This is a genomic window from Nocardia goodfellowii (assembly GCF_017875645.1).
Lineage (GTDB): Bacteria > Actinomycetota > Actinomycetes > Mycobacteriales > Mycobacteriaceae > Nocardia > Nocardia goodfellowii.
On record NZ_JAGGMR010000001.1, the window covers coordinates 3,624,767 to 3,650,093 of the forward strand.

Below are 25,327 nucleotides of genomic sequence, written 5' to 3' on the forward strand. Positions count from 1 at the left end.
CCGCACCGTGGCCGCGTCACCTGGTGTGGCGCGTCCACGATGCGATGCCGGACTTGTGGGAATCGACTTCGGCGCACGGCGTCTGGCCGTGTTCGCACGTGCTCTCTTTCTACTGCATAGGAACGTCGCACGGGTGCCACAGCTTCCCAAGTACCGTGGCAAATATGGCCACACCCGTCACTCGGGCTTCGGGAACCGTTGTCTGGACCGAGAAGTTCCTGGATTACGCCTGGACGCCGGAGCACCCCATGAAGCCGGCGCGCCTGAAGTTCACCATGGCATTGGCCGAAAGCCTGGGATTGCTCGAAGGTGTCGAGCCGGTGCGCCCGCCGCCCGCCGCGCCCGGAGATCTGCTGCGCGTGCACACCGCGGCCTATATCGAAGCGGTGGAACACGCGGTGCAGCCGCCGGGCGCGCCACTGGCGCCACCGCACGGGCTCGGATCGCCGGACAATCCGGTCTTCCCCCGGATGCATCAGGCGGCGTCGGTCATCGTCGGCGGCACACTGGCCGCGGCCCAGGCGATCGCCGAGGGCCGGACCAGGCGCGCGGTGAGCATCGGTGGCGGCATGCACCACGCGATGCCGGACGCGGCTTCGGGCTTCTGTATCTACAACGACGCGGCGATCGCCATCTCGTGGTTGCTCGACCACGGTTTCGACCGCATCGCCTACCTCGACGTGGACGTACATCATGGCGACGGCGTGCAGCGCGCCTTCTACGGCGACCCGCGCGTGCTCACCTTCTCCATCCATCAGCATCCGGCGACGCTGTGGCCGAACACCGGTTGGCCGGAGGAGACCGGGATGGGTGCCGCCGAGGGCACTTCACTCAATCTCGCGATGCTGCCCGGCACCCGGGATGCCCAGTGGCTGCGCGGATTCCACGCGGTGGCGCCCGGTGCGCTCGCGGCGTTCCGGCCGCAGATCGTGGTGAGTCAGTGCGGCGTGGACACCCATCGCGAAGATCCGCTGGCGGATCTGGAGCTCACCGTGGACGGGCAGCGGGCGGCCTTCCTCGCCATGCGCGAGCTGGCCGATCGCTACGCCGAGGGCCGTTGGCTGGCGGTCGGCGGTGGCGGATACGGCCTGGTCCGCGTCGTGCCGCGGGCCTGGACACATCTGCTGGCCGCCGCGCTGGATCGGGAGATAGCCCCGGAGACGGCGATTCCGCGGGATTGGATCGAGAAGATCCGGACCGAGGCGCCCGCCGTCGCGCCGCCCGAGACCATGGGTGATGGGGGCGATGTCACATTCCGCCCCTGGGACGGGCCGGGCGGCACGGTGGAGACTGGAGACGCACACTTCGACCGCGCCCAGCGCGCCGTCGATACGGCCGTATTGGCCACGCGCCGAGCCACTTTCGGGCTGCTCGGCCTGGATCCGGAGGACCCCCGTGACTGAGCCGACCCCCCTGCCGGATACCCCCGACACTCCCGCGGTGCCGCCGCCTCCGCCGCAGCACTGGTTCGCCGACGTGCTCGCCGCCGACGGCGGCGTGGTGCGGCTGCGGCCGGTCACCCCCGACGACGCCGAGCGGATGCAGCAATTCCACGCCGAGCTGTCCGACCGTACTCGGTACCTGCGCTATTTCGGCCCCTACCCGCGCATTTCGCCCAAGGATCTGTATCGCACCACCCATGTCGACTACCACGACCGGGTCGGTCTGGTGGTCGAGCTGGGGGAGGCGATCATCGGGGTCGGCCGCTACGAGCTGCTCGATCGGACCGGTCCGCGGGCGGCCGAGGTCGCGTTCGTCGTCTCCGACCACCATCAGGGGCGTGGTCTCGGCTCGATCCTGCTGGAGCATCTGGCCGGGGCCGCCGCGGAGAACAAGATCGAAACCTTCGTCGCCGAGGTACTCGCCGAGAACTCCGCGATGGTCACGGTGTTCCGCGACGCCGGCTACCAGGTCGAACGCAGCCGTGACGGTTCGGTGCTGCATCTGGAATTCGACATCGACCCGACCGAAGCGCTTGTCTCGGTGCGTGATTCCCGCGAGCGCGCCTCCGAGGCGCGCAGCGTCGGCAATCTGCTCGCACCGCGCTCGGTGGCCGTCATCGGCGCGACTCCCGGCGCGCGGGTCGGTGGTGTCGCGCTCGCGAATCTGCTCTCCGGTGGATTCCAGGGCCCGGTGTTCCCGGTGAATCCGAACCGGCAGTCGGTGCGCGGAGTGCGGGCCTATGCGACGGTGCGCGATATCCCGGACGAGGTCGATCTCGCGGTGGTCGCGGTGCCCGCCGCGTCGATCGATTCGGTGCTCGACGACTGTATGGCCAAGGGCGTCAAAGGCTTGGTCGTGCTGACCGCCGGATTCGCCGAGACCGGCGCCGACGGTGTGGCCGCCGAACGCGCGCTGGTCGCGGCCGCCCGCGGGCACGGTATGCGGGTGGTCGGGCCGAGCGCGCTCGGTATCGCCAATACCGATCCGGCGGTGTCGATGAACGCCACCCTGGCCTCGGTGCTGCCGGGGCGTGGGCGCATCGGATTCTTCTGTCAGTCCGGGCCTTTGGGCGCGGCGATCCTCGGTGAGGCGGCGGGCCGCAACCTGGGTCTGTCCACGTTCGTGTCGGCCGGTAATCGTGCCGATGTGTCGGGTAACGACCTGTTGCAGTACTGGGATACCGATCCCGCGACCGACGTAGTCCTGCTGTATCTGGAGAGCTTCGGTAACCCGCGTAAATTCTCCCGGATCGCGCGGCGGGTGGCGCGCACCAAGCCGATTGTCGCGGTGAGCAGCGGCCGGTTGGCCGCGCGCACGCAGCCGAGCGGCGATATGGATCGCTCCATCGTGCGGGATCTGTTCGCCCAGGCGGGAATTGTTCAAGTCGATTCGATTTCGGAGCTGTTCGACTGCGCCGCCCTGCTGGGCTATCAGCCGCTGCCCGCGGGCCGGCGGGTCGCGGTGATCGGCAACAGCGCGGCGCTGAACTGGCTGGCCGTCGACGCGTCACACGGTGAGGGCCTGGAAGTGCGCCGGCCCGCGGCGATACCGATCCCGGGAGTGCGGCAACCGCGCCCCACCGAGCGGGCGGTGGACGACGCGCCGGTCGGCGAACCGGTGGATCTCGGGCCGGACGCGACGCCGGGGGTGTACCTGGACGCCGTCGTCGCCGCCCTGCGCTCGGACGAAATCGATGCGGTCATCGTGATTTTCGCCCCGCCGGTGCCGCTGCCCATGGCCGGCTTCGCCGACGCCATCCGCGAAGCGGAGCTGGCGGTGCCCGACTCCGGCAAACCCATCCTCACCACATTCATCGCCGAACAGGGAATTCCGAACCTGCTGGCGGTGCGTGGCGTGGGCGGCACCGCGGCGCGCGGTTCGATCCCGTCCTATCCGGATCCCGAACGCGCCGCGCGGGCACTGGCTCGGGTGCAGCGGTACGCGCAATGGCGCACCACGCCGGTGTCGACGGTGGTCCGCCCGGAGGGCATCGACACCGAACGCGCGCAACGGTTGATCGCCGACTGGACGCGGGCCGATGAGGGCCGCTGGCTGACCGATCTGGAAGCCGTGGAACTGCTGGACTGCTACGGCATTCGGGTCGTCGAATTCCGTGAGGTTCGCAGTGCGGATGAAGCAGTGGCCGCCGCGGAGGAACTCGGTTATCCGGTCGCGGCCAAGGCCACCGGCGAGATGTGGCGTCGCCGCCCCGATCTAAGCGGGGTGCGGTTGGACCTGTGGCGTCCGGAGGCCGTTCGCCAGGCCTACACCCACCTGGTCGACCTGTGCGGCGACCCTGCCGTGCACATCCAGAAGATGGCCACCCCCGGCGTCGGCTGCGTGCTGCGCGTACAGGACGACCCGTCCTTTGGCTCGGTCATCGAATTCGGGCTCTCCGGCATGATCATCGAACTGCTCGGTGACCGTGCCTACCGCGCCCTCCCGCTGACCAGCGCCGAAGCCACCGCCCTCATCGACGCACCCCGCGCGGCCCCCCTTCTTTCCGGCACCCCCGCCAGCCCCCGGGTGGACAAGGCCGCCCTCGCCGAGCTCGCGCAACGCGTTTCGGCCATGTTCGACGACCACCCGGAAATCCGCGAATTGACCTGCGACCCGGTCCTCGCCTCGCCGACCTCGGCCGCCATCCTCTACGCGCGCGCCCGAATCGGCCCCGAACCCAGCCGCTTCGACATCGGCCCACGCCGATTGGCTTGAGCGGTAGATGCCGAGCGGCTCGAGCGCCACACGGTTCGGAGCGGTTCAGGCCACACCGGTTCGGAGCGGTTCACAGTGAAAGGGTTCAGATACAAGCAGGCCGACCGGTTCGCGCGAGCCCGGAGGGGACAGGACGCGCGGGCACCGGTCGGCGTGTGCAGGTGCCCCGGTGAGTGGGGTACCCGAGTTCGTGCTGCCGAGACAGCTGGGAGGTGGGGTCAGGTCAGCTGGCGTAGGCGCGCAAGCGGTCGGCCCGCTCGCCCTTGCGGAGCTTGGACATGACTTCGCGTTCTATCTGCCGAACGCGCTCACGGGACAGGCCGAAGAGCTTGCCGATCTGGTCCAGGGTGCGCGGCTGGCCGTCGTCCAGGCCGAAGCGCAGGCGGATGACCTGCTGTTCGCGTTCGTCCAGGGTGGCGAGCACGCTGCGCACGTCGTGGTGCAGCAGGCCGGCGATCACCGCGGATTCGGCGGAGGTGGCCTCGGAATCCTCGATGAAGTCGCCGAGCGGGGCCTCTTCGTCGTTGCCGACCGGCATATCCAAGCTCACCGGGTCGCGGCTGTGGTCGAGCAGATCGGAGATCTTGTCGACCGGGATGCCGGACTCGTTGGCGAGCTCTTCGTCGGTGGCTTCGCGGCCCAGCTGCTGGTGCAATTCACGCTTGATCCGGGCCAGCTTGTTGACCTGCTCGACCAGATGCACTGGTAGGCGGATCGTGCGACTCTGATCTGCCATGCCACGGGTGATGGCTTGCCGGATCCACCAGGTGGCGTAGGTGGAGAACTTGAATCCCTTGGCGTAGTCGAACTTCTCCATCGCGCGGATGAGTCCGAGATTGCCTTCCTGGATCAGGTCCAGCAGCGGCATGCCGCGGCCGGTGTAGCGCTTGGCGAGCGAGACCACGAGGCGGAGATTGGCTTCGAGCAGATGCGAGCGGGCAGCCTGGCCTTCGCGAACAACGATGGCCAGATCGCGCTTACGGGTGGCCGACAGGCGTTTGCCGGTCTCCAGCAGATGCTGCGCATAGAGGCCCGCCTCGATGCGCTTGGCCAGCTCGACCTCGTCGGCGGCCGTGAGCAAAGCGGTCCGGCCGATCCCATTGAGGTACACGCGTACCAAGTCGGCGGCGGGGCTCTGGGCGTCGAGGTCGGAATCGCTGGGGCGCACACGAGTGGTGGCGGGGCTGGTCATGACTTGCCTCCTGTCGGTGGTGTCTCATCCCGAACAACGGACCCGACATAGAGAAAGTTCCCGTTTCGGCCTGCGGTAAACCGCCCTGAGCTGCGCGTTTACCGACTTACGGCTGAGAAGTTCCTGAGAAGCATCCGTGGTCGGAACACCGGTGTCCTGATCCGGTCGCCGACGCCCACCCGTAGCTCAATGTCTATACGGGCCGCACCAATCCGTGCCGGACCAGGTCGGCCACCACGGACAACGCGTCGGCCGCGAACTCCGGTGAAACCGCTTCGGAACCGTGGGCGAGCGCCAGCAGTTCGATCAGTTCGTACAACGGCAAACCGTCGGCGCGCATTCCCGCGACCAGGGAGATCGTCGACTCATCCACCTCGTGCTGCCAGCGCGGACCGTCGCCGCGATGCAGCCGCGCAACCCGCTGATCCCAGCCCTCGGCACCGGGGAGATACACCCGTTCCAGCGCGGTCGACGGGCCGACGGTGAACCGGGCGTTCCAGGCCAGGTCATTGTCCGCCGCGGCGGCGCGCAACCAGGCCGAGCGTTCGAAGTATGCGGTGGCCTCGTCGCCGAGCGGGTCGTCGAATCCGTGGGTGAGGTCCTCGGCGAGCAGTTCGGTGGGGCCGTCGATGGCGCGCAGATAGACGAAACCAAACCCGATGCCCGCCACCTCGGCGGCCTCGAACGCGTCGAGCCACTGCTCGGCACGGGCCTGGGCGGCGGGATCACGCGGATCCAAGCCGGCATCGCGCAGCCAGGTTCCGACATAGAGGGCGGGGTCGGCGACGTCGCGCTGCACCACCCAGGCGTCGACGCCGTGCGCCGGGAGCCAGGAGGACACCCGTTGCCGCCAGTCGCCGTCCGCGGTGTGCACCCAGGCGGCGAGCATGGCCGCGGTGCCGCCGGGCGCGAGCAGATCGCTCGCCTGCGAGATGACCAGTTCGCTCGCGCCGTCCAGCGCCAGACCGGAATCCCGGTAGGTGTGTTCGATGCGCGCGGGCCCGACCACGAACGGCGGATTCGCGACGACCTGATCGAAGCGCCGCCCGGCGACCGGCTCGAACCAGGAGCCCTCCAGCAACTCGATGTCGAGCCCGTTCAATGCCGCCGTGGCCTCGGCCAGCCACAGCGCGCGTGGATTCACATCGGTGGCGGTCACGGCGCGCGCGTAGGACGCCGCGTGCACGGCCTGCACGCCGCAGCCGGTACCGAGATCGAGCACCGTGCCCACCGGGCGGGTCGGCGTGGCACGCAGCAGCGACAGCGACGCGTGGCCGACACCGAGCACGTGCTCCTCGGTCAGCGTCCGCCGCTGCATCGAATCGTCGAGATCCGACAGTATCCATCGCGTACCCGCACCCGCGTCCAGCGGCCGCAGATCCAGCGCCGCGCGAATGTCGTCCCCGGCCCGGGCGAGCAGACCTGCCGCGATCGCCTGATCGATCCGCACCGGCGCCAACGCCGCCGCCACCTCCCGTTCGGGCATCGCGTCACCGAGCAGCAGCAGCCGCACCAGCGTCCCCAACTCACCCAACTCCCGGGCGGCTCGGCGCACCGGCACCGGCTCCGAACGCCCCAGCGCCGCATGCACATCCATGCCCAGCGCCTCCACCAGCGTGTCGGCGTCATAGCCGACCCTGCTCAGCGCCGCCCGCAGATCAAAGCACAGCGCGGTCAACAGCGATTCGGTCCTCGTCGGGTTCGTAGGCACGCGGATACTCTGCCACCGCGACCCCGGAACGTCCGCACCCGCTCCGAAGCGCCCCGGGTGGTCTACCGCTGCGAAGCGCCCTGGGGCGGGAGCCGGGGCCGGGGCTGCTTGAAGCGCCCGGGGTCGGACTTACCGCGCTGAGGTGCCCAGGGCCGGACTTACCGCGCTGAGGTGCCTAAGACTGGGCCTACCGCACGGCAGCGCCCAGGGAGCACCACAGTGAGGTGCCCCGAGGCTGGGCGTCCGTACTGACAGCACCTTGGGCCGGGCGCGCTGCATCGAAGTTCTCGGAGGCCGCGCGCACCGCACGGCAGTGCCCGGGCCTACCGCACTGAAGTGTCCTGGGGGCGGCGCACCGCACTGAAGTGTCCCGGGGCGCACCGCAGTGAAGTGACACGAGGCCGGGCGCACCGCACTGAAAATTCCTTTGGGTCGGGCGCACCGTACTGACAGCGACCTGGGCCGGGCGCACTGCATCGAAGTTCTCAGAGGCCGGGCGCACCGCACGGCAGCGCCCGGGGCGCACCAAGTGAAGTGCCCCGAGGCCGGGTGCACCGTGCTGACACGCCCTGGGCCGGGCGCACTGCATCGAAGTTCTCGGGGCCGGGCGCACCGCCCTGAAGCGCCCCGGGTTGGCCTACCGCACCGAGATCTAGGCGGGGAGGCCGTTGTTGGGGTCGCGGGAGGTGACGCAGTAGTAGGCGCCGCCCGGGTCGTTCATCACGATCCAGAAGGAGTTGCGGTCGACGACGGTCGCGCCGAGGGTTTCGTGCCAGGTGGCGGTGGCTTCGATGTTGCTCGATGCGAGGTCGATGTGGGCGCTGCCGGGTCGGTCCTCGCCGAGCCGCTGGAGCAGAAAATGCACGGGCAGAAGCTCTTTGGGGCGCAGACGGGAGAACTCCGGCAGCCGGGCCGCGGAATGGTCCCAACCGGTGAGGGCGGTCCAGAAGCGGGATTCGGCATCGTAGTGGGAGCCGCCGATATCGAGACAGACCTGGTCGAGACGCGAGAGGGTGCCGTCGGGCGCGGCGACGGCCGGGGCCGGACGACTCTTGGCCGGGCCGGCGGGGGTGAAGCAGAACAGCTGGCCGGAGGGGGAGCGCAGGACCGCGTAACCGGGATGGTTCGCGACGAGTTCGGCCCCGAGGCCGAGCGCGTAGCGCACGGCGGACGGAATGTCGTCGACGTCGAAGTCCAGGTGCACGCCGCTACGGCCGGTGACCGCCTGCATCTTGATACCGGCCGCGGCGAACAGGGCGGGATCCGGGAGCAGGGTGAGGAATTCGCCGTTTTCACCGCGGCGTTCGGAGGGCTCCGTGCCGGTGATGGTGGACCAGAAGGTCACACACTCGTCGAAACGCGCCGCGGGACGGTCGAGAAACGCCCAGACCCACCTGATCATGTTGTCTCCTGAGTACTGCGGGAAGCGGGCCCGCATCCCGGCGCGACGCTCGAGGCGAGAGGACCGTCCCCGGCTGCGCATGTCGGTTTCCCGGCACACAGTAGGGGGCGCCGGTGTGGCTGTCGAGCATATTGGGGTCGGCCCGGAGGAGGTCCGGCCGGGCCGCAGCGCCGTTCGCGTCAGTGTGCGGAAGTGGTTGCGAGCGTGCTCGGTTCGGTGGGGCGGGCGCGGAAGGTGCGACGGTAGGCCATCGGTGCGATGCCGAGTTCGCCGCGCATGTGATGACGTAACGCGTGTGCGGTGCCCAGCCCGGAGGCGTGCGCGACGGCGTCGATCGGGAGGTCGGTGGTTTCCAGCAGGTGGCGGGCGTGACGTAGGCGCTGCTGCAGAATCCAGGTGCCGGGGGCGAGACCGGTTTCGGCTTTGAAGCGGCGCGTGAAGGTGCGCACGCTCATTCGCGCGTGGGCGGCCAGCGTCGCGAGATCCAGTTCCGCGTCGAGGTTGCGCAGCGCCCATGCGCGGGTGGGGGCGGTGCCGTCGGAGCCGGGGTCGGGGACTTGGCGGTCGATGAATTGGGATTGACCACCCTCGCGCCATGGCGGGACCACGCAGTAGCGGGCCGCGCGGTTGGCGATTTCGCTGCCGTGGTCGCTGCGCAGGATATGCAGGCAGAGATCGATGCCCGACGCGAGACCGGCTGCGGTGCAAAGTTTTTCGTCGTCGGCGATGAACAGCTGATTGTCGTCGAGGTCGACTCGGGGATAGAGGGCGCGGAAGTTCTCGGCGAAGTGCCAGTGCGTGGTGGCGCGGCGGCCGTCGAGATAGCCGGCGGCGGCGAGGACGAACGCGCCGGTGCAGATGGAGACGATCCGGGCGTCCGGGCGGATCAGCGCGAGTGCGGCGGCGAGATCGGCGGGCAGGGTGCCTTCGAAGCGCGGACCGGGGATTTGCGTGCCGGGGATGATCACGGTGTCGGCGATCGCCAGGAAGTCCGGGCCGTGTGCCGGGGTGATGGCGAATCCGCCGGTCGACTGGACCGGATCGGTGGACAGACCGCAGACCCGCACGTCGTAGAGCTTTGTGCCGTCCGCCGTTTTCGCCGCGCCCAGCACCATTGTCGGGATGCACATGTCGAATCCGACGACGGGTTCGAGTGCGAGTACGGCGACCAGATGCGGTGCTGTCATGACTGCCTTTCCGGGCATTGGCTAGATCTTTACGTATTGTGGCATTCAGGCCACTCGTTCGGAACCCGCGATTCCCGCACTCTGTTCCGGTGACCGAATTGCGAGACTCCCTGGCTTCCACCGAGATTCCGCCCCGCCGCAGGCTGCACCCGGCCTGGCTCGTCGCCGGGGTGACGTTCTGCACGCTGATCGGCGCGGCCGCCTTCCGATCCGTTCCCAGCGTGTTGATGACCCCGCTGCACGAGGAGTTCGGCTGGTCGCACGGCACGATCGGCACCGCCGTCTCGCTGAATCTGCTGCTCTTCGGCCTTATCTCACCGTTCGCGGCCGCACTGATGGATCGGCTGGGCATCCGGAAGGTGGTCGCTTCCGCGCTGGTGCTGGTCGCCGCGGGCAGCGGCTTGACCGTCTTCATGACCCAGGCCTGGCAGTTGGTGGCGACCTGGGGCTTGATGGTCGGTGTCGGCACCGGCTCGATGTCGATGGCGTTGGTGGCGACGGTGACCGGGCGCTGGTTCGTGCGCCAGCGCGGCCTGGTCACCGGTGTGCTCACCGCCGCGGGGGCGACCGGTCAGTTGATCTTCCTGCCGCTGGTCGCCGCCGTCGCCCATGATCACGGCTGGCGGCTGCCGTCGCTGATCGTGGCCGGGACGGCGCTGACGGTGGTGCCGCTGGTGTTGCTGTTCCTGCGCGACTACCCGAGCGACGCGGGCGTCACGGCCTATGGTGCGGAACCGGGCAGCAAGGTCGGCGTGCGGACCCCGCCGGTGGGCGGGGCGTTCCGGGCGCTGACGGTGCTGGGCCAGGTCGCGCGCACGCCGGGATTCTGGCTGCTGGCAGGCGGTTTCGCGGTGTGCGGCATGTCGACGAACGGATTGGTCGGCACGCATTTCGTCAGCGCCGCGCATGATCACGGCATGCCGCAGACGATGGCGGCGGGCCTGCTCGCGCTCATCGGCATCTTCGATGTGGCGGGCACCGTCTTCTCCGGCTGGCTCACCGACCGGGTCGACCCGCGCTACCTGCTGCTGGGTTACTACTCGCTACGCGGGCTGTCGCTGCTGATCCTGCCGTCGCTGTTCGCGCCCGAGACCGAGCCCAGCATGTGGGTGTTCATCATCTTCTACGGTCTGGACTGGATCGCCACCGTCCCGCCGACGGTGATGCTGTGCCGGGAACTGTTTGGTGACGACGGACCGATCGCCTTCGGCTGGGTCTTCGCCTCGCATCAGGTGGGCGCCGCCATCGCGGCCACCGGCGCGGGCGTCATCCGCGACCTGCAGGGCACCTACGATATGGCCTGGTACATCGCGGGCGGCCTGTGCGGAATCGCGGCGCTGATGTCCTTCGTCATCCGGCGCCCGAAAGTGCCGGCCGCCTAACCGTCGATCGCTTTGTGCGGCCGGGATTCCAACGCTGTCTGTTTACGACCGTCCCAGCGGCTGGGTTCGTCCTTGCTGCGCGGGGGACGGTCGTTGGCGATGAGCACCGCGATCCAGGGCAGCGGTACGGAGACGCCGATGATGAGCAGCGCGATGACCCAGTTCTCCCACAGGCTGTAGGCGACCGCGGCCAGTACCAGGCAGGGGATGCGGAAGGCCATGATGATCGTGTAGCGGCGAACCCGCGCGCGATGCTGGTCTTCCAGGGAGACCGCGGCCTCGGTGATCAGCACCGGATGTTTCTCGTCGTTGCCGGGGAAGAAGCCCCGCGAAGCTTTCGAATCGGGCATGGAGACATCTGGGCGAGCTGAGCTTGCCCGCCCCGTCGACTCCGTCGATCCCCCATGGCTACCGATGTCGTCGGCGTCCGAAGTGTCGCCGTACTGCTGCATACCTCGAGTCTTCCACAATCGGCGGCCGCGCTGAGCCGACCCCAACCGGATGCGGCATCATGGAATGCGTGAGTACCGACACCCTGGTTCGTCCGGATACGACGACCGACGAGACGACGGATGACGACACCCCGAAGTTCTTCCACTACGTGAAGAAGAACAAGATCGCGGAAAGCGCCGTCATGGGCACCCACGTGGTCGCCCTGTGCGGCGAGGTCTTCCCGGTGACGCGCTCGGCCAAGCCCGGTTCGCCGGTGTGCCCCGCGTGCGAGGAGATCTACAAGGGCCTCCGCAAGGGCGACTGAGCGCCGTCGAACCTAGAGCACGGCCCCGCCGTTCGGCGCGGTCGTGCTCAGTGCTGTGTGGGGTTTCTCACGAGGTGCTCCACTGCGGCGCCGGTTTGTCCGGCATGCGCGCTTCACGGTTGCCGGTGGCCGGTGCGTCCTCCTCGACGGTTTCCGAGTCGGGGTTCTCGGAGTCGTCGCCGCGCACCTGATTGGCGAGCCATTCCTTCATCTGCTCGAGCCGGGTCGCGCGCGCGGGCCAGAATTCTTGCACCGTGGCATTGAATTCGGCGCCGAGGATCACCGCGAACCCGAGGAAGTACGTGAACAGCAGGAACGCGATCGGCGTCGCGAGCGCGCCGTAGGTGACGCCGGTTTCGTTGATCCAGGACAGGTACCGGCGCAGCGCTTCGCTGGCGGCCATGAAGAACACGCCCGCGACCACCGCGCCCCAGAACAGCCGGTGCCAGGGCAGCGTCCGGTGCAGCGCGAGCTTGTAGAGCGTGGCCAGCGCGATGATCAGCAGCAATCCGACGCCGGGGTAGTAGAAGCCGTCGAGCAGTCGCATACCCGGCTCGGTCCAGGCGTCGGGCAGCACCCGTCCGGCCAGCCGCGGACCCAGCGCCACCAGTGGCAGCAGAAACACCGACGCGATGAGGAATGCCACGTACAGCAGTAGCGCGAAGATGCGCTGCCATACCGGATGTCGCGCGTCCTGCTGACCGTGCGCCTCGACGATCGCGTCGACAAAGGTCGCCATCGCCGAGGACCCGGCCCACAACGAGAGCAGGAAACCGAAGGAGACGACCGCGCCGCGCCCCTGCCCGAGTACGTCGTTGACCGTCGGTTCGATCAAATCGCTGACCACGGTGGGACTGAACAGTTCCCGGCTGAAGCTCAGAATCTTGGCTTCGACGATGGCGACGGTGTCGGGCCCGAACAGGCCGCCGACATAGCCGAGGCTGCCGAGCACTCCGAGCAGCAGCGGGGCCATCGACAGCGTCTGCCAGAACGCGGCGGCGGCGGACTTGGCGAAAATCGAGCTGTCCCAGGCCTTGTCCGCGACGCGCCGGAGCACCCGCCAGCTCAGGCGGCCATAGCGGATCACCGGCCGCGAGAGCGCTTTCGAGCGGGACGGACGCGCGCCGGCGCCACCGCTGTGGATCGGTGGTGGATCGGTCTCGGCAAGGGGGACGTCGTTCATGCTGCCTACAGCATCGCGCATGAGCCGCCGCAGCACTGCTTTGTCGGGCAGGCGACGCGGACGCGCTGAGGGCAGACACGCCGTGCCGACCGGCGGAACGGAGATGTTGTGGCTGGTCGGCATGTGATGCCTATCGCCCCCACCGCGTCGGTTTGGCAACACGCCGAGTACGCCCGCTAGGGTCTTCTGCGTGACTGGGTCGGGTGGCGCTGCGGCGGGAACTGAAGCTTCGCCGGGCGATTCGGGAGCATCGGGTAGAGGTGGCGCACCACTCCGCGCCTGGCAGCGGCGGGCGCTGACGAAATATCTGGCGACCAAGCCGCGTGACTTTCTCGCCGTCGCGACCCCGGGTGCCGGTAAGACCACTTTCGCGCTGCGCGTCGCGGCAGAACTGCTGGCCGATCGCACGGTGGACCAGATCACCGTGGTCGCGCCGACCGAGCACCTGAAGCATCAGTGGGCGCAGTCCGCGGCGCGGGCCGGGATCGCGCTGGACTCGCGCTTTTCCAACGCCACCGGTGGCACCTCCGGCGATTATCACGGCGTCGTCGTCACCTACGCGCAGGTGGCTTCCCATCCGTCCCGGCATCGGGTACGCACCGAAAACCGGCGCACGCTGGTAATTCTGGACGAGATCCATCACGCGGGCGATGCGAAGAGCTGGGGCGACGCGACCGCCGAGGCGTTCGGTGACGCGACCCGGCGGCTGGCGTTGACCGGTACGCCGTTCCGTTCCGACGACAGCCAGATCCCGTTCGTCACCTATGAACCCGGCGAGGGCGGCCTGCCGCAGTCGCGCGCCGACCACACCTACGGCTACTCCGAAGCGCTTGCCGACGGCGTCGTCCGGCCGGTCGTCTTCCTGGCCTACTCCGGTGAGGCGCACTGGCGCGACAGCGCGGGCGAGGAATACACCGCGCGCCTGGGTGAGCCGCTGAGCGCCGAGCACACCGCGCGCGCGTGGCGCACCGCGCTCGACCCGGCCGGGGACTGGATCTCGGCGGTGCTGCGCGCCGCCGACACTCGCCTGCGCCAGCTACGTAGCACCGGTATGCCCGACGCGGGCGGTCTGGTCATCGCCACCGATCAGGAACGGGCCCGCGATTACGCCGAACTGCTCGAACATATTTCGGGCGAGCGGCCCGCGGTGGTGCTCTCCGACGATCCGTCGTCCTCGGACCGGATCGGGGAGTTCGCCAACAGCACTCAGCCGTGGATGGTCGCCGTCCGCATGGTGTCCGAAGGTGTCGACGTCCCGCGTCTGGCGGTCGGCGTCTACGCCACCAGCGCCTCCACCCCGCTGTATTTCGCGCAGGCCATCGGCCGCTTCGTGCGTGCTCGCAAGCCCGGTGAGACGGCGAGTGTGTTCCTGCCCTCGGTGCCGGTGCTGCTCGACTTGGCCGCGCAGCTGGAACTACAGCGTGACCACATCATCGGCAAGCCGCATCGCGAAAAGAACGCGCTGGACGATGAATTGCTCATCGACGCGAACAAACAGAAGGACGAACCCGGCGAAGAGGAGCGCGCGTTCGTCGCCTTGGCCGCCGACGCCGAACTCGACCAGCTGATCTACGACGGCAACTCCTTCGGCACCGCGACCATCGCCGGCAGCGACGAGGAAGCCGACTATCTCGGCATCCCCGGCTTGCTCGACGCCGACCAGATGCGTGCCCTGCTGCGCGAACGCCAATCCAAGCAGGTCTCCGAACGCAGTGCCGCCGCCGCCGAACCCTCCGCCCATGTCGCGACCGCCACCGAACGCGTCGCCACGGCGGACAGACTCGGCGAGCTACGGAGAGAACTGAACAGTCTCGTCGCCATGCACCACCATCGCACCGGCAAACCGCACGGCGTCATCCACGGCGAACTCCGCCGCGAATGCGGCGGTCCTCCCACCGCCCTCGCGACCGCCGACCAACTCGCCGAGCGCATCACCGCCCTGCGCCGCCGGTAGCTTCGTTCGTGTCCGCTCGGCGGACGGGCGCGCTGTGCGCAAACGGCGAGGGCAGCCGCACGCCGCTGACGGTCAGCTCGTTCGCATCGTCCGGCCGGTGTGCTGGTTGACGAGTTCCACCAAGTGCTTGCCGGTGCGTTCGAGCGGGGCGGCGGAGCGTTCCGCGAGCGACAGCACGACCGCGCCCTCTACCGCGGCGACGATGGTCGTCGCGAGGGAGCGGGCGGTTTCGGGTTCGACCTGCTCGGCGCGTAGCCGTTCGGCGAGGATCTCTTCCCATTCCGCGAAGGTCCGTCCTGCCATGTCCGCGGCGGCGGGGGATTCGGCGCGGCCCAGGGCGGCGGCCACGATGGGGCAGCCCGCGCTGAAATCATTGGCGAGCACGGCTTCTCGCCACATGGCCGGATAGGCCGCGATACACGACGCCACATCGGCGCCGGCGGTGAAGGTGCGCATGAGGGCACTGGACGCTTCGCCCGCCACCCGGGTGGCCTCCGCGACGAGTTCCGCTTTGCCGCCGGGGAAGTTCAGGTACACCGAGCGGCGGGAGATGCCGCTGTGGTCGAGCAGTTGCGCGATGCCGGTGCCGGCGATGCCGTAGCGGCGCATGAGGTCGATAGTGCTGGCCACCAGTTTGTCCTTGGCTCCCATCGATAACCCCTTCCCGCTTCGCTGGTCCGGATCAGTCTACGGCTTGTTGTAGACCGTTCGGTGTACTACCGTCGCGGTACACCGATCGGTTTACTTCCCTCGACTTCGACGAAGGGCTCAGTGATGACAACCCTGTCCGACCCGCTACCGCTCGCCTGCGGTCAGGCGCTGCCCAACCGGATCATGAAATCGGCCCTGAGCGAGGGGCTCGCCAATTCCGGCCTCGCTCCCGACGAACGCCTGGAACGGCTCTACCGCCGGTGGGGCGGGGGCGGTTATGGGCTCATCGTCACCGGCAACGTGATGGTGGACCGCCGTCACCTCAGCGAGCCCGGCAATGTCGCCATCGAAGACGAACGACACCTCGAAGCGCTCACGCGTTGGGCGAAGGCCGGTAAAGAGGGCGGTACTCCGGTCTGGGTACAACTCAATCACCCTGGCCGCCAAGCCAATCCGATCGTCACCCGGCATCGCCCCGTCGCGCCCTCGGCGGTCGCGCTGACCATTCCGGGTCTGCCCGCGCCCCGCGCGCTCACCGAGGACGAGATCCACGAGATCATCCGGCGCTTCGGCGCCGCGGCCCGGGTGGCGCAGGCCGCGGGCTTCGACGGCGTGCAGATCCACGGTGCGCATGGATATCTGGTGTCGCAGTTCCTGTCGCCGCACTCGAATCAACGCACCGACGCGTGGGGCGGCGACGCACAGCGTCGGGCGCGCTTCGTCCTGGAGGTCGTCGAATCAGTTCGGGCGCAGGTCGGTCCGGGATTCGCGCTCGGGATCAAGCTGAACTCGGCCGATTTCCAGCGCGGCGGTTTCACCGAGGACGAATCACGGCAGGTCATCGCCCAGCTGGCTGCCGCATCCGTGGATCTGATCGAGATCAGCGGCGGCAGTTACGAATCGCCCGCCATGATGGGCCGCCCCCGGACGGCCGCGGCGAGCACGCGGGCGCGCGAGGCGTACTTCCTGGACTATGCCGAAACCGCGCGCCGCGTGGCAGGCTCCACCCCGCTCGCGGTGACGGGCGGGTTCCGGACCGAGGCGGGCATGGCCGAAGCCATCGGCGCCGGTCGCTGCGATGTCGTCGGGCTGGGCCGCCCGACCGCTGTATTCCCCACGGCGGCAGCCGATCTGCTCACCGGGCGCACCCAAGTGCTGCGGCCACCGCACATCACGCTCGGCCTGCCGCCCCGGCTGGCCGCCAACGGCAACCTGAAAGCTGTCGACGGCGCGCTCGACTTGCAATGGCACACCGACCAATTGCATCTGATCGGCGCCGGCGCGGAACCCGATCCCGCGCGGTCGCCATGGCGCACCGCGGTCCGGATGGTCCGGCACCACGGGCTGGACGCCTTGCGCGGCAAGCGAACCGCGGCACCGGTCACCGCCGACAAGGCCGCGCGGAAGTTCCGCCGCGAGCGCGCCGTGGGCCGGTACCTCATGAATCCCACTGTGCGCGTACTGAACCGAGTAGGTGTGCGCACCACTCTCGCCACCGAGATCGAAACCATCGGCCGCAAATCAGGGCAGCCGCGCCGGGTCCCGGTGTCGGTACTGTTCGACGAGGACGGCGCGTGGATCATCTGCCAGCACGGTATGCGCTCGGGATGGGGACTGAACATCGCCGCCAACCCGACGATCGCGGTGCGCCAGGGCGACCGGTGGCGCAGTGGTACCGCCGAATTCCTTCCGGACGACAATGTGGCCGCCCGCGCCGCCACCTTCGCACCCCACCCCACGCTCGCGCCCCTGGCCCGATCGATGTTCGCCGCCCTGGAGACATCACCCGTCACGGTGCGGGTCACCTTCACTGACGCGAACTAGGTTGCTTCCCTGCCGGACTCGGCTCATTCGGTAGCGGTGTTTCTCGGGACGAACTGGGCCTGGTCAGGCCGGTTCGAAATAGGCGGCCGGGTCCAATGTGTTGATCGGTGTCCAGCGCGGGATTTCGGCCGGGGCCGCCGGATCCTGGTGGGCCGCTTCGAAATAGCCCTGGAGTTCGAGGGCGACGCGGGGGTTCTCGTCGACGCGGCGGGTCAGGTCGTAGAGCACTGCCAGCAGATGGACACAGCGGGGGTTGCGGGCCGAGCAGGAGCAATCGGTGGCCGCGAGCACCGGGGTCGGGGTCAGGCCCGCGTCGGCCAGAGCGCGGTGCATTTCGTCGGTCAGGACGGTGGCGTCCGGGATTATCGCGGCGATGGCGGTGACCGCGGGGCGGGTCAGCGGTGCTACCTCGACGTGGGTGACCGAGGCCTGGCCGCCGCGATGGATGGCGGCGCGGACGTCGCGGCCCTGGATGGTGGTTTGCACGCCGTTGTTGCGCGCGATGCTGCGGGCGCGGGGGAGCAGCGGGTCCGGGCGGGTCTGGCGGAGGGGTTCGGCCAGGCGGAGCCAATCCTTGCCCCAGGCGGTGTATCCAAAGTCGTTGTCCGGCATCAGTTCTCTCGCTTCCGGCGCAGGATTTCCACGAGCTGGTCATCGTCGAGGCGGGCCAGGGCGGCGATGCCCGCGGTGTCGGACAGGTCGGTGAGGGCGGATTTGCGGTCGTGCATGCCCGCGATGTGCTCCTCCACGGTGGTGCCGGAGGTGAGGGTGGTGACGGTCACGGTGCGGGTCTGGCCGATGCGGTGGGCGCGATCGGAGGCCTGCGCCTCCACCGCCGGATTCCACCAGCGGTCGAAGTGGATGACATCCGCGGCCCGGGTGAGGGTGAGACCGGTCCCCGCGGCGCGCAGACTCAGTATCAGCACCGGCGGGCCGTCGGCGGATTGGAAATCGGTGACGATCCTGCCGCGTTCGTCCTGGTTCAGCCCGCCGTGAAAGAACGGGGCGGTGACGCCGAACTGTTCGGCCAGATGCCGGACCAGCAGCTCGCCCGTCTGCCGGTACTGGGTGAATATCAGGGTGGGAGCGTCGTTTTCGAGGTTGGTGCCGACGATGTCGGTGCACAGGTCCAGTTTGCCGGAGCGCCCGGCGAGTTCACCCAGATCGCCGGTGATCAACCCGGGATGGTTGCAGACCTGCTTGAGCGAGGTCAGCGCGGCCAGCACCCGGCCCTGCCGCTGCATGCCGGAGCCGAAGCCGTCGTCGATCGCGCGGTCGAGCAGTTGGTCGTAGAGCTTCTCCTGCTCGGGGGTGAGGTCGCACAGCAGGTCGGTGTGAATCTTCGCGGGCAGCGACGCGGCCACCTGAATCTTCTTGCGGGCCAGCACGACCGGTTCGATGGAATCGCGCAGGCGGGCCGCGGCGGCGGCCGAACCCTCCTGGATCGGCCGGACGAATCGGCGGCGGAATTGGGTGCGGTGCGCGAACAAACGCGGGGCGACCAGGTTGAGCAGCGCGAACAGCTCCTCGAGGTGGTTCTCCACCGGCGTGCCGGTGAGCGCGATCTTGGCCGACGCGGTCAAGCCGCGCGCCGCCTTCGACACCTGGGTGCGTGGGTTCTTCAAGGCCTGTGCCTCATCGAAAACGACCGTCGCCCAAGAGGACCCGGTCAGGTGCTGCCCGTGCAGGCGCAAGGTCGGATACCCGGCCACGATCACCGTGCCCGGCTCCGCGCTCACCGCGCCGCCACGCCACACGACCGGCCGCAGTTCCGGCGCGAACCGGGTGATCTCGTGCGCCCAGTTGCCGACCAGCGAGGTCGGGCAGACCACGAGCTGTGGCCCTTGCGTCGCGCGACCGACCAGGAAGCCGATGGTCTGCACCGTTTTGCCGAGGCCCATCTCATCGGCCAGCACCGCCCCGCCGAACGCGTCGGTGGTCTCCCGCAGCCAGCTGACGCCGCGCGCCTGGTACGGCCGCAACTCCGCGTGCAGCGACGAGGCCAACTCCGTAGCGACTGCCCGGGTTTCGCGCAGCACTCGCACCGCGCGCTCGGCCGAGACAACCGACGTGCCGACCGCGTCGGGGACGGCATGGGCGGCGATGGGTAGCTCGTGGACTACGTCGCCCTCGCGCATGACGGCCTGCCAGGTGCGCAGTGAGGCGCCCGCGGGCGCTGTCTCACTGGTCGAACCGGGCAGGTCCCCGAGTTCGTCGGGGGTCACCAGCGCGCAGTCGACGTCGACGATCTCGATCGCGTCCAGCGTGCTCGTCGGCACCGCGATCGGCAGCGTTTCCCGTTCGCCGACTCCGGTGGGCGCCCGCCCCGTGGTCCGCCCGCTCCATGTCCACAGCGCGAACATGTGCCGGTCGGGCAGGTAGGTGGCCTGGGTGGAAGACAGATCGATCCCCTCACGTGCAATGTGTTGTGCGGCACAAAAATTGTCCAGGGACGCCGACAGCGGGCGACTGGTGTCGCCCGCTGCCGGTGAAGACTGTGTTCTGTTGTTCGATGCTGTTGTGTCGGGACGCGAGGTCTGAACTGGTGCTTACAACGCGGGAGCGGACTCCGTGTCGATCACGGCTTCCAACTCACGCAAGCGATCCATGTGCTCGTTCGCGTGGTGCTGGCAGAAGAGCAACTCTCCACCTGCGGGAAGGGTGGCGCGCACGCGCGCTGCCGCCCCGCAACGGTCGCAACGATCGACCGCGGTCAGTGGGGTGCTTGTCAGGGTTCCTGGCATGACTCCTCCGTCCTGGCTCCCGGCACTACAGTCCGTTCACCTGGTGTGGGGCCCGTGGTCACTCCGCGGGCTCGCTACCGCTACTTCCCAGCAGTGGTATGACTACTCTGTCAGACGTTCGGGACGGGGGCTTTGTTCCCGTAAACGATTCAGTGTGTTTTCCCTAACATGACCTGGTATTTCGCTAACGGCGAACAGCTCTGCTCAGGTGCCGCACACGTCTTCGCTCACTTCTCGAACTCACCTATCCAGTTGTCTACCGGGAGATTACCCGTGATCCACGACACTCACACACTCGTTCACATTTGTGACCTGACGGAATGGACGAACGCCCGGCAAATCGGGGAGTACCGCCCGGCGTCGCTGACCGAGGCGGGCTTCATCCATCTGTCCACCCCGCAGCAGGCGCATCTGCCCGCGAACCGGCTGTTCCGGGGGAAGCGGGATCTGGTGCTGCTGCGGATCGACCCGGCCCTGGTCGAGGCCGAGGTGAAGTGGGAGCCGGGGGTACCGACCGATCCCGCGTCCATGCTGTTCCCGCACCTGTACGGCCCGTTGCCGGTGACCGCGGTCACCGCGGTCGAGGAGTTCCGGCCCGGCCCGGACGGCTCGTTCGCGCCGCTGGCGCAGTGATCACCACCCACGCCTCGAGCACCACCTACGCCTGGATCACTGCTCGCGGGATTCGCGGGCCACGATCGCGGCCTGCACCCGGGAACGCACCCCGAGCTTGGTAAGTACCCGCGAGACATGGGTTTTCACGGTCGTCTCACCGATGAACAACCGCTCGGCGATCTGCGCGTTGGACAGGCCGTCGCCCAGGCAGTCCAGCACTTCCCGTTCCCGATCGGTGAGGTCGGCGAGACCGGCGGGGGCCGGTGCCTGAGTATCGGCGGCCGAGGAGGCGAACGCGGTGATCACCGCCTTGGTCACCTCCGGCGCGAGCACGCCGTCGCCGGCGGCGACCGCGCGCACCGAATCGACCAGCGCCGCACCCGAGGTCGACTTGAGTACGAAACCGGCCGCGCCCGCCCGCAACGTCCGGAAGACGTACTCGTCCAGATCGAACGTGGTGAGAATCAGTACCCGGGCCAGGTTGCCGGCGGTGATGCGCTCGGTCGCGGTGATGCCGTCGACGCCGGGCATGCGCACGTCCATCAGCACCACGTCCGGGCGCAGCGCCTTCGTCTGCGCGACCGCGACGTCCCCGTCGGCCGCCTCGCCGACCACTTCGATGTCCTCGGCGCTGTCCAGGATCATCCGCAGCCCAGCCCGGATGGCGCCGTGGTCGTCGGCGATGAGCACGCGAATCGTCACCGAATCATCAGATCACAGGCCGGCCCGCGGGTGGATCCGCCGAAGGAATGACCGCGCGGCTACGGGCTCACCGCGAGGAACACGAAGGCGGCGAACAGCACCAGGTGCACCCCGCCCTGCAGCAGCGTCGCCCGTCCGGGGACGACGGTGAGCGCACCCACCACGACCGTGAGCGCCAGCAGCACCATCTGGGTCGCGCCCAGACCCAGGGTCAGCGGCCCGGAAATCCAGAGTGTGGCGATCGCGATGGCGGGGATGGTCAGGCCGATGCTGGCCATCGCCGAACCCAGCGCCAGGTTCAGGCTGATCTGGACGCGATCACGGCGCGCCGAGCGCACCGCCGCCAAGGTCTCGGGAAGCAGCACCAGCAGCGCGATGACCACGCCCACCGCCGAGCGGGGCAGACCGGCCGCGTGCACGCCGTTCTCGATGGCGGGGGAGACCATCTTCGCCAGCCCGACCACACCGACCAGCGCGACGACGAGCAGGACCAAGCTCAGCACGGTGGAGCGCAGGGAGGGCGGTTCGTGGTGTTCGTCGTCGTCCTCGGCCTGCTCCACCGGGCGGAAGTCGTCGGGGTGCCGGATGGTCTGCACGGTCACGAACAGGCCGTAGAGCAGCAGCGAGGCCACAGCCGCGAAAGCCAGCTGCGACCCCGAGAACTCTGGGCCCGGCTTGCTCGTGGTGAACGTCGGCAGTACCAGGCTCAGCGTGGCCAGGGTCGCCACCGTCGCCAGCGCGGCACCCGTACCTTCGGCATTGAACACCGCCACTCGCCGCCGCAACGCCCCCACCAGCAGCGATAGCCCGAAGATGCCGTTGCAGGTGATCATCACCGCCGCGAAGACGGTGTCCCGGGCCAACGACGACGCCTCGGGACCGCCGGAGGCCATCAGCGTCAAGATCAGCCCGACCTCGATCACGGTGACGGCGACCGCCAGCACCAGCGACCCGAACGGCTCGCCGACCCGGTGTGCCACCACCTCGGCATGCTGCACGGCCGCGAGGGTCGCCCCCGCCAGCGCCAAGACCAGCACGATCACCACCGGACCGGAGGGATGAGTGAACCACGCGATTGCCAGGACCACGAGGGCGATCAGCGGAACAAAGGTCGTCCAGTGTCGGGTCAGCAGTCGCATCATGACTTCCATGATTCCAGCGAATCGGCAGCGTCCAGGGTGGAGGAGACGTGGATCGCCCTCCGCACCAGCGCGAAAGCAACCGGTGGGTGGCGCGCGGCGACCGCACCCGGTAATACTGAAAGGTTAACGCTCACGCCAGAATACGGGGGGAATCATGTCGAGACGATGGCTATGTGTGGCGGCAGTGGCGGCGGCGATGGTGGTCGGCGGGTGCGGGTCACCGGACGACTCGACCGCTGGCGCGACAACGAGTCCGCAAACGAGCCGGGTGACAGCCGCCACGAGCTCGACCACAACGACCCCGCCCGCTCCGCTGCTGAATCGTCGCGCCGAGAACGGGCAGGTCGTGCAGCAGGACGGCTTGGTGGGCGCGGGCAGCCTGACCATCATCAACGACGACAAGTCCGACGTCGCGGTGGTGGTGACCAACGGCGATCCTAAGAATCCGCAGGCGACGATCTATGTCCAGGCCCACTCCAGAGCCACACTCGACGGCATCGCCGGCACCTACTTCGTGTACCTGAAGTTCGGCGTCGATTGGGACGAGACCACGCTCATGTTCACGCGCGACCGCCAGTTCCAGAAGTTCGACGACCCCTTCGACGCGGCGAGCGATTGGGAAGTCACCCTGAAGCCGTCGATCGCCGGCAACGCCAGCACCAGCGACGTGCCCGCTTTCTGATCCGGCCGGGCATACCGGTTCCCGGCGGTCAGATCACCGAAAGCGGCAGTAGCGCACGGACTTCCCAGTGGCCGTCCGACGGCTCGGCGGTGAAGCTGCCGCCCAGGGCGGCCGCGCGTTCGCGCATGTTCATCAGGCCGCGCCGCGCCGTGGTGTCGACCGGTTCCCCGGCCCGGCGGACCGAGGTCGGATTGCGCACGGTGACAACGAGACTCGCTTCCTGGGCACGCACGTCGATGTCGACGGGCTGGCCGGGAGCGTGTTTCATCGCGTTGGTCAGCGCCTCCTGGACGATGCGGTAGGCGGCCTGGTCGACCGCGCTGGGCAGCGGCGTCCCGTTCAGCGAATCCTGAACGCGCACACTGATTCCGGCGGCGCGGGCGGCGTCGATCAGGATGGGCAGCTGAGCGAGTTTACGGGGCGCGGCGACGTCCTCGTCGGCGCCGTCGTCGCGCAGCAGGCCGATCATGGTCCGCATTTCCTGGAGCGCGCTGACGCTGTTGGAGCGGATCGAGGCGATGATCCCGGCGACCTTCGGATCGCGGTCGCTCTTGCCGAGGACGCCCAGGGCGGCTTCGGACTGGATGGCGATGGCCGAGAGGTGCCCGGCGATGACGTCGTGCAGATCGCGGGCCATGGTTTTGCGTTCGTCGGCGATCGCGGCACGCCGGTCCAGTTCGGCGACCAGCGCCATGGCTTGGGCGCGGGTGTGCTCGGCGGCCGCTATCTCCTTGTGCTGGCGTACCTGGAACGCCCACCACACGGGCGTCCCGACGAAGGCGAACGACGCGGCGATGGCGACAGCGAAAGCTCGCCAGTCGCCGACGCCGATCCACACCGCCACCCCGATCACCAGCGTCCCGGCCGCACTGACCGCGGCGGTACCGCGGGACACCGCGCGGGAGCCGTACAGCACCGCGGCGTAGATCAGGTCGGAATACACCAGCCAGACCGGCAGGGTCGAGCCCAGCAATGTGTCGGCCACCAGGGGGAGGACACCGACCGCGAGCGCGGTGCCGGGAAGTCGCCGCCGGAACAGCGACGCGCAGCACAGCACCGCGAGAATGGCGAACCGCAGGGGGAGTGCGACCTGGGTGCTGGCCCCGGCCATCGGATACAACCCGGACAGGTACAGCACCACGCTGATGGTGAACAGGAACAGCGCGATCAGCACGTCCTGAGTCGTCGAGGACAACGCGTGCCACTGTCTCACCGGTCCATCACAGCACACGCTCGCCGGGCCGGGGTCCGTCGAAGTGATGACACCCGGTCGATCCGATGGCCGACGCCGCCGGAGCCCCGGTTACGCGACGCTCGGCGGGTGATACTGATACCGGCCCTGATCGGATTGGCGCTGGTGGACTCCACCAGCATAGGCACCCTGGTTCTGCCGATCTGGCTACTGATGTCCCCGGAGCGGCCGCCGGCACGCCGGCTGCTGACCTACCTGGCGGCCATCACCGTGTTCTACTTCGCCGTCGGCGTGGCGCTGCTGACCGTGGTCGGCTCCGCCCTCGACCGGTTCGCCGACCTGGCTCGCAGCCCGATAGTGCTGGTGCCGCAACTGATTCTCGGCATCGCTTTGTTCGCGGTGTCCTGGCGCTTCGACTCCAAGAAACGGCGGGAACGCGGCGAACCGGACCGCACCGCCGCCTGGCGCACCCGGGCGCTGAACTCGCAGTCGTCGGGGACCGGTTTGGCGGTCCTCGCGGTCAGCGCGGGCACGCTGGAACTGTTTTCGATGCTGCCGTACCTGGCCGCGATCGGCCTGCTGATCTCCAGCGACCTGCCCACGGTCACCTCGATCGGGCTGCTCGCCGGCTACTGCCTGATCATGGTCACCCCAGCGCTGGCGTTGATGGGCGCGCGAAAGCTGTTGCACGCGCGGATAGAACCGCTGCTGGCGCGCATCGACGCGTTCCTGTCCCGGCACGCCGACAGCGCGACCGGCTGGGCACTGGCGATCGCGGGCATCCTGCTGGTGCGCGGCGCCGTTCCCGGGCTGTTCGGAAATTGAGTTCGAGTCGACGCGATCCGGGGT

Annotated in this window: 22 protein-coding genes; 9 read left to right on the forward strand and 13 right to left on the reverse strand. The window is 68.8% G+C overall.

Annotation, left to right across the window (positions count from 1 at the left end; all coding sequences use genetic code 11):
• Positions 1–164 precede the first annotated feature (164 nt).
• Together BJ987_RS16495 and BJ987_RS16500 are read left to right on the forward strand one after the other, a co-directional pair.
• Entirely contained in the window at positions 165–1,403 is a 1,239-nt protein-coding gene (locus BJ987_RS16495) for an acetoin utilization protein AcuC (protein ID WP_209890508.1), read from the forward strand.
• Positions 1,396–4,158: a bifunctional acetate--CoA ligase family protein/GNAT family N-acetyltransferase gene (locus BJ987_RS16500; RefSeq protein WP_209890511.1), complete on the forward strand. Its 2,763-nt coding sequence runs from the start codon at positions 1,396–1,398 to the stop codon at positions 4,156–4,158. Before BJ987_RS16495 ends, BJ987_RS16500 begins: the two co-directional genes overlap by 8 nt.
• Before the next feature lie 223 nt (positions 4,159–4,381).
• Here BJ987_RS16500 and BJ987_RS16505 read toward each other — a convergent pair whose 3' ends face one another.
• The 4 genes from BJ987_RS16505 to BJ987_RS16520 all read right to left on the reverse strand — a co-directional run bounded on the left by BJ987_RS16505 (position 4,382) and on the right by BJ987_RS16520 (position 9,650).
• Complete coding sequence (locus tag BJ987_RS16505; RefSeq protein WP_209890514.1) at positions 4,382–5,350, reverse strand: sigma-70 family RNA polymerase sigma factor; 969 nt, start codon at positions 5,348–5,350, stop codon at positions 4,382–4,384.
• Between the two features lie 193 nt (positions 5,351–5,543).
• Positions 5,544–7,061: a DUF7782 domain-containing protein gene (locus BJ987_RS16510; RefSeq protein WP_209890516.1), complete on the reverse strand. Its 1,518-nt coding sequence runs from the start codon at positions 7,059–7,061 to the stop codon at positions 5,544–5,546.
• A gap of 652 nt (positions 7,062–7,713) precedes the next feature.
• On the reverse strand, positions 7,714–8,463 hold the full coding sequence (locus BJ987_RS16515; protein WP_209890518.1) for a VOC family protein: 750 nt from the start codon (positions 8,461–8,463) through the stop codon (positions 7,714–7,716).
• Between the two features lie 179 nt (positions 8,464–8,642).
• Positions 8,643–9,650, reverse strand: coding sequence for a GlxA family transcriptional regulator (locus tag BJ987_RS16520; RefSeq protein WP_209890520.1), 1,008 nt, complete (start codon positions 9,648–9,650; stop codon positions 8,643–8,645).
• Between the two features lie 89 nt (positions 9,651–9,739).
• On the opposite strand from BJ987_RS16520, the gene BJ987_RS16525 reads away from it, so the two are divergent.
• Positions 9,740–11,032 carry an MFS transporter gene (locus tag BJ987_RS16525; protein WP_307869636.1) on the forward strand — a complete coding sequence of 431 codons (1,293 nt, stop codon included), beginning with the start codon at positions 9,740–9,742 and terminating at the stop codon, positions 11,030–11,032.
• On the opposite strand, the gene BJ987_RS16530 is transcribed toward BJ987_RS16525, so the two are convergent.
• Complete coding sequence (locus BJ987_RS16530; RefSeq protein WP_245365993.1) at positions 11,029–11,382, reverse strand: DUF3099 domain-containing protein; 354 nt, start codon at positions 11,380–11,382, stop codon at positions 11,029–11,031. The two genes, BJ987_RS16525 and BJ987_RS16530, sit on opposite strands and share 4 nt — an antisense overlap.
• A 170-nt stretch (positions 11,383–11,552) precedes the next feature.
• On the opposite strand from BJ987_RS16530, the gene BJ987_RS16535 reads away from it, so the two are divergent.
• Entirely contained in the window at positions 11,553–11,789 is a 237-nt protein-coding gene (locus BJ987_RS16535; RefSeq protein ID WP_209890524.1) for a DUF3039 domain-containing protein, read from the forward strand.
• Positions 11,790–11,856: 67 nt separating this feature from the next.
• On the opposite strand, the gene BJ987_RS16540 is transcribed toward BJ987_RS16535, so the two are convergent.
• Complete coding sequence (locus BJ987_RS16540) at positions 11,857–12,846, reverse strand: YihY/virulence factor BrkB family protein (RefSeq protein ID WP_372446942.1); 990 nt, start codon at positions 12,844–12,846, stop codon at positions 11,857–11,859.
• 316 nt (positions 12,847–13,162) lie between these two features.
• Between BJ987_RS16540 and BJ987_RS16545 the strand changes: the two genes are divergently transcribed.
• On the forward strand, positions 13,163–14,926 hold the full coding sequence (locus tag BJ987_RS16545; protein ID WP_209890528.1) for a DEAD/DEAH box helicase: 1,764 nt from the start codon (positions 13,163–13,165) through the stop codon (positions 14,924–14,926).
• A 72-nt stretch (positions 14,927–14,998) separates the two neighbouring features.
• On the opposite strand, the gene BJ987_RS16550 is transcribed toward BJ987_RS16545, so the two are convergent.
• Positions 14,999–15,577 (reverse strand): TetR/AcrR family transcriptional regulator, encoded by a 579-nt coding sequence (locus tag BJ987_RS16550; RefSeq protein ID WP_209890529.1) that lies wholly within the window; start codon positions 15,575–15,577, stop codon positions 14,999–15,001.
• Positions 15,578–15,700: 123 nt separating this feature from the next.
• Here BJ987_RS16550 and BJ987_RS16555 point away from each other — a divergent pair, with 123 nt between their 5' ends.
• A complete protein-coding gene (locus BJ987_RS16555) occupies positions 15,701–17,401 on the forward strand; it encodes a nitroreductase family deazaflavin-dependent oxidoreductase (RefSeq protein ID WP_209890532.1) in 1,701 nt (566 codons plus the stop codon).
• A 63-nt stretch (positions 17,402–17,464) separates the two neighbouring features.
• Here the strand turns inward: BJ987_RS16555 and BJ987_RS16560 are convergent, their stop codons facing one another.
• The 3 genes from BJ987_RS16560 to BJ987_RS37285 form a co-directional block, all read right to left on the reverse strand.
• Positions 17,465–18,013, reverse strand: coding sequence for an SWIM zinc finger family protein (locus BJ987_RS16560; protein ID WP_209890534.1), 549 nt, complete (start codon positions 18,011–18,013; stop codon positions 17,465–17,467).
• Positions 18,013–19,764: a DEAD/DEAH box helicase gene (locus tag BJ987_RS16565; RefSeq protein ID WP_209890536.1), complete on the reverse strand. Its 1,752-nt coding sequence runs from the start codon at positions 19,762–19,764 to the stop codon at positions 18,013–18,015. The genes BJ987_RS16560 and BJ987_RS16565 overlap by 1 nt, the downstream gene beginning before the upstream one ends.
• A 186-nt stretch (positions 19,765–19,950) precedes the next feature.
• The gene (locus BJ987_RS37285) at positions 19,951–20,145 is read right to left on the reverse strand and encodes a DUF7455 domain-containing protein (protein WP_033087939.1); all 195 of its coding nucleotides are present in this window, start codon (positions 20,143–20,145) and stop codon (positions 19,951–19,953) included.
• A 273-nt stretch (positions 20,146–20,418) separates the two neighbouring features.
• Here BJ987_RS37285 and BJ987_RS16570 point away from each other — a divergent pair, with 273 nt between their 5' ends.
• Positions 20,419–20,778, forward strand: a complete 360-nt coding sequence (locus BJ987_RS16570; protein ID WP_307869637.1) for a DUF952 domain-containing protein — start codon at positions 20,419–20,421, stop codon at positions 20,776–20,778.
• 36 nt (positions 20,779–20,814) lie between these two features.
• Here BJ987_RS16570 and BJ987_RS16575 read toward each other — a convergent pair whose 3' ends face one another.
• Both BJ987_RS16575 and BJ987_RS16580 read right to left on the reverse strand, forming a co-directional pair.
• Complete coding sequence (locus BJ987_RS16575; protein ID WP_209890540.1) at positions 20,815–21,462, reverse strand: response regulator; 648 nt, start codon at positions 21,460–21,462, stop codon at positions 20,815–20,817.
• A 59-nt stretch (positions 21,463–21,521) separates the two neighbouring features.
• Positions 21,522–22,613, reverse strand: a complete 1,092-nt coding sequence (locus BJ987_RS16580) for a calcium:cation antiporter (protein ID WP_372446867.1) — start codon at positions 22,611–22,613, stop codon at positions 21,522–21,524.
• A 259-nt stretch (positions 22,614–22,872) separates the two neighbouring features.
• Between BJ987_RS16580 and BJ987_RS16585 the strand changes: the two genes are divergently transcribed.
• The gene (locus BJ987_RS16585; RefSeq protein ID WP_209890543.1) at positions 22,873–23,286 is read left to right on the forward strand and encodes a hypothetical protein; all 414 of its coding nucleotides are present in this window, start codon (positions 22,873–22,875) and stop codon (positions 23,284–23,286) included.
• Between the two features lie 28 nt (positions 23,287–23,314).
• On the opposite strand, the gene BJ987_RS16590 is transcribed toward BJ987_RS16585, so the two are convergent.
• Positions 23,315–24,499 (reverse strand): sensor histidine kinase, encoded by a 1,185-nt coding sequence (locus tag BJ987_RS16590; RefSeq protein ID WP_307869638.1) that lies wholly within the window; start codon positions 24,497–24,499, stop codon positions 23,315–23,317.
• Positions 24,500–24,607: 108 nt separating this feature from the next.
• Here BJ987_RS16590 and BJ987_RS16595 point away from each other — a divergent pair, with 108 nt between their 5' ends.
• On the forward strand, positions 24,608–25,303 hold the full coding sequence (locus BJ987_RS16595; RefSeq protein ID WP_209890546.1) for a GAP family protein: 696 nt from the start codon (positions 24,608–24,610) through the stop codon (positions 25,301–25,303).
• Positions 25,304–25,327: the final 24 nt, after the last annotated feature.

Bases quoted from the DNA above. Each gene is read 5' to 3' on its own strand.
- BJ987_RS16495 (WP_209890508.1), top strand. From the start codon at position 165: ATGGCCACACCCGTCACTCGGGCTTCGGGAACCGTTGTCTGGACCGAG.
- BJ987_RS16505 (WP_209890514.1), bottom strand. From the start codon at position 5,350: ATGACCAGCCCCGCCACCACTCGTGTGCGCCCCAGCGATTCCGACCTC.
- BJ987_RS16515 (WP_209890518.1), bottom strand. From the start codon at position 8,463: ATGATCAGGTGGGTCTGGGCGTTTCTCGACCGTCCCGCGGCGCGTTTC.
- BJ987_RS16520 (WP_209890520.1), bottom strand. From the start codon at position 9,650: ATGACAGCACCGCATCTGGTCGCCGTACTCGCACTCGAACCCGTCGTC.
- BJ987_RS16530 (WP_245365993.1), bottom strand. From the start codon at position 11,382: ATGCCCGATTCGAAAGCTTCGCGGGGCTTCTTCCCCGGCAACGACGAG.
- BJ987_RS16550 (WP_209890529.1), bottom strand. From the start codon at position 15,577: ATGGGAGCCAAGGACAAACTGGTGGCCAGCACTATCGACCTCATGCGC.
- BJ987_RS16555 (WP_209890532.1), top strand. From the start codon at position 15,701: ATGACAACCCTGTCCGACCCGCTACCGCTCGCCTGCGGTCAGGCGCTG.
- BJ987_RS16560 (WP_209890534.1), bottom strand. From the start codon at position 18,013: ATGCCGGACAACGACTTTGGATACACCGCCTGGGGCAAGGATTGGCTC.
- BJ987_RS16565 (WP_209890536.1), bottom strand. From the start codon at position 19,764: ATGTTCGCGCTGTGGACATGGAGCGGGCGGACCACGGGGCGGGCGCCC.
- BJ987_RS37285 (WP_033087939.1), bottom strand. From the start codon at position 20,145: ATGCCAGGAACCCTGACAAGCACCCCACTGACCGCGGTCGATCGTTGC.
- BJ987_RS16580 (WP_372446867.1), bottom strand. From the start codon at position 22,613: ATGGAAGTCATGATGCGACTGCTGACCCGACACTGGACGACCTTTGTT.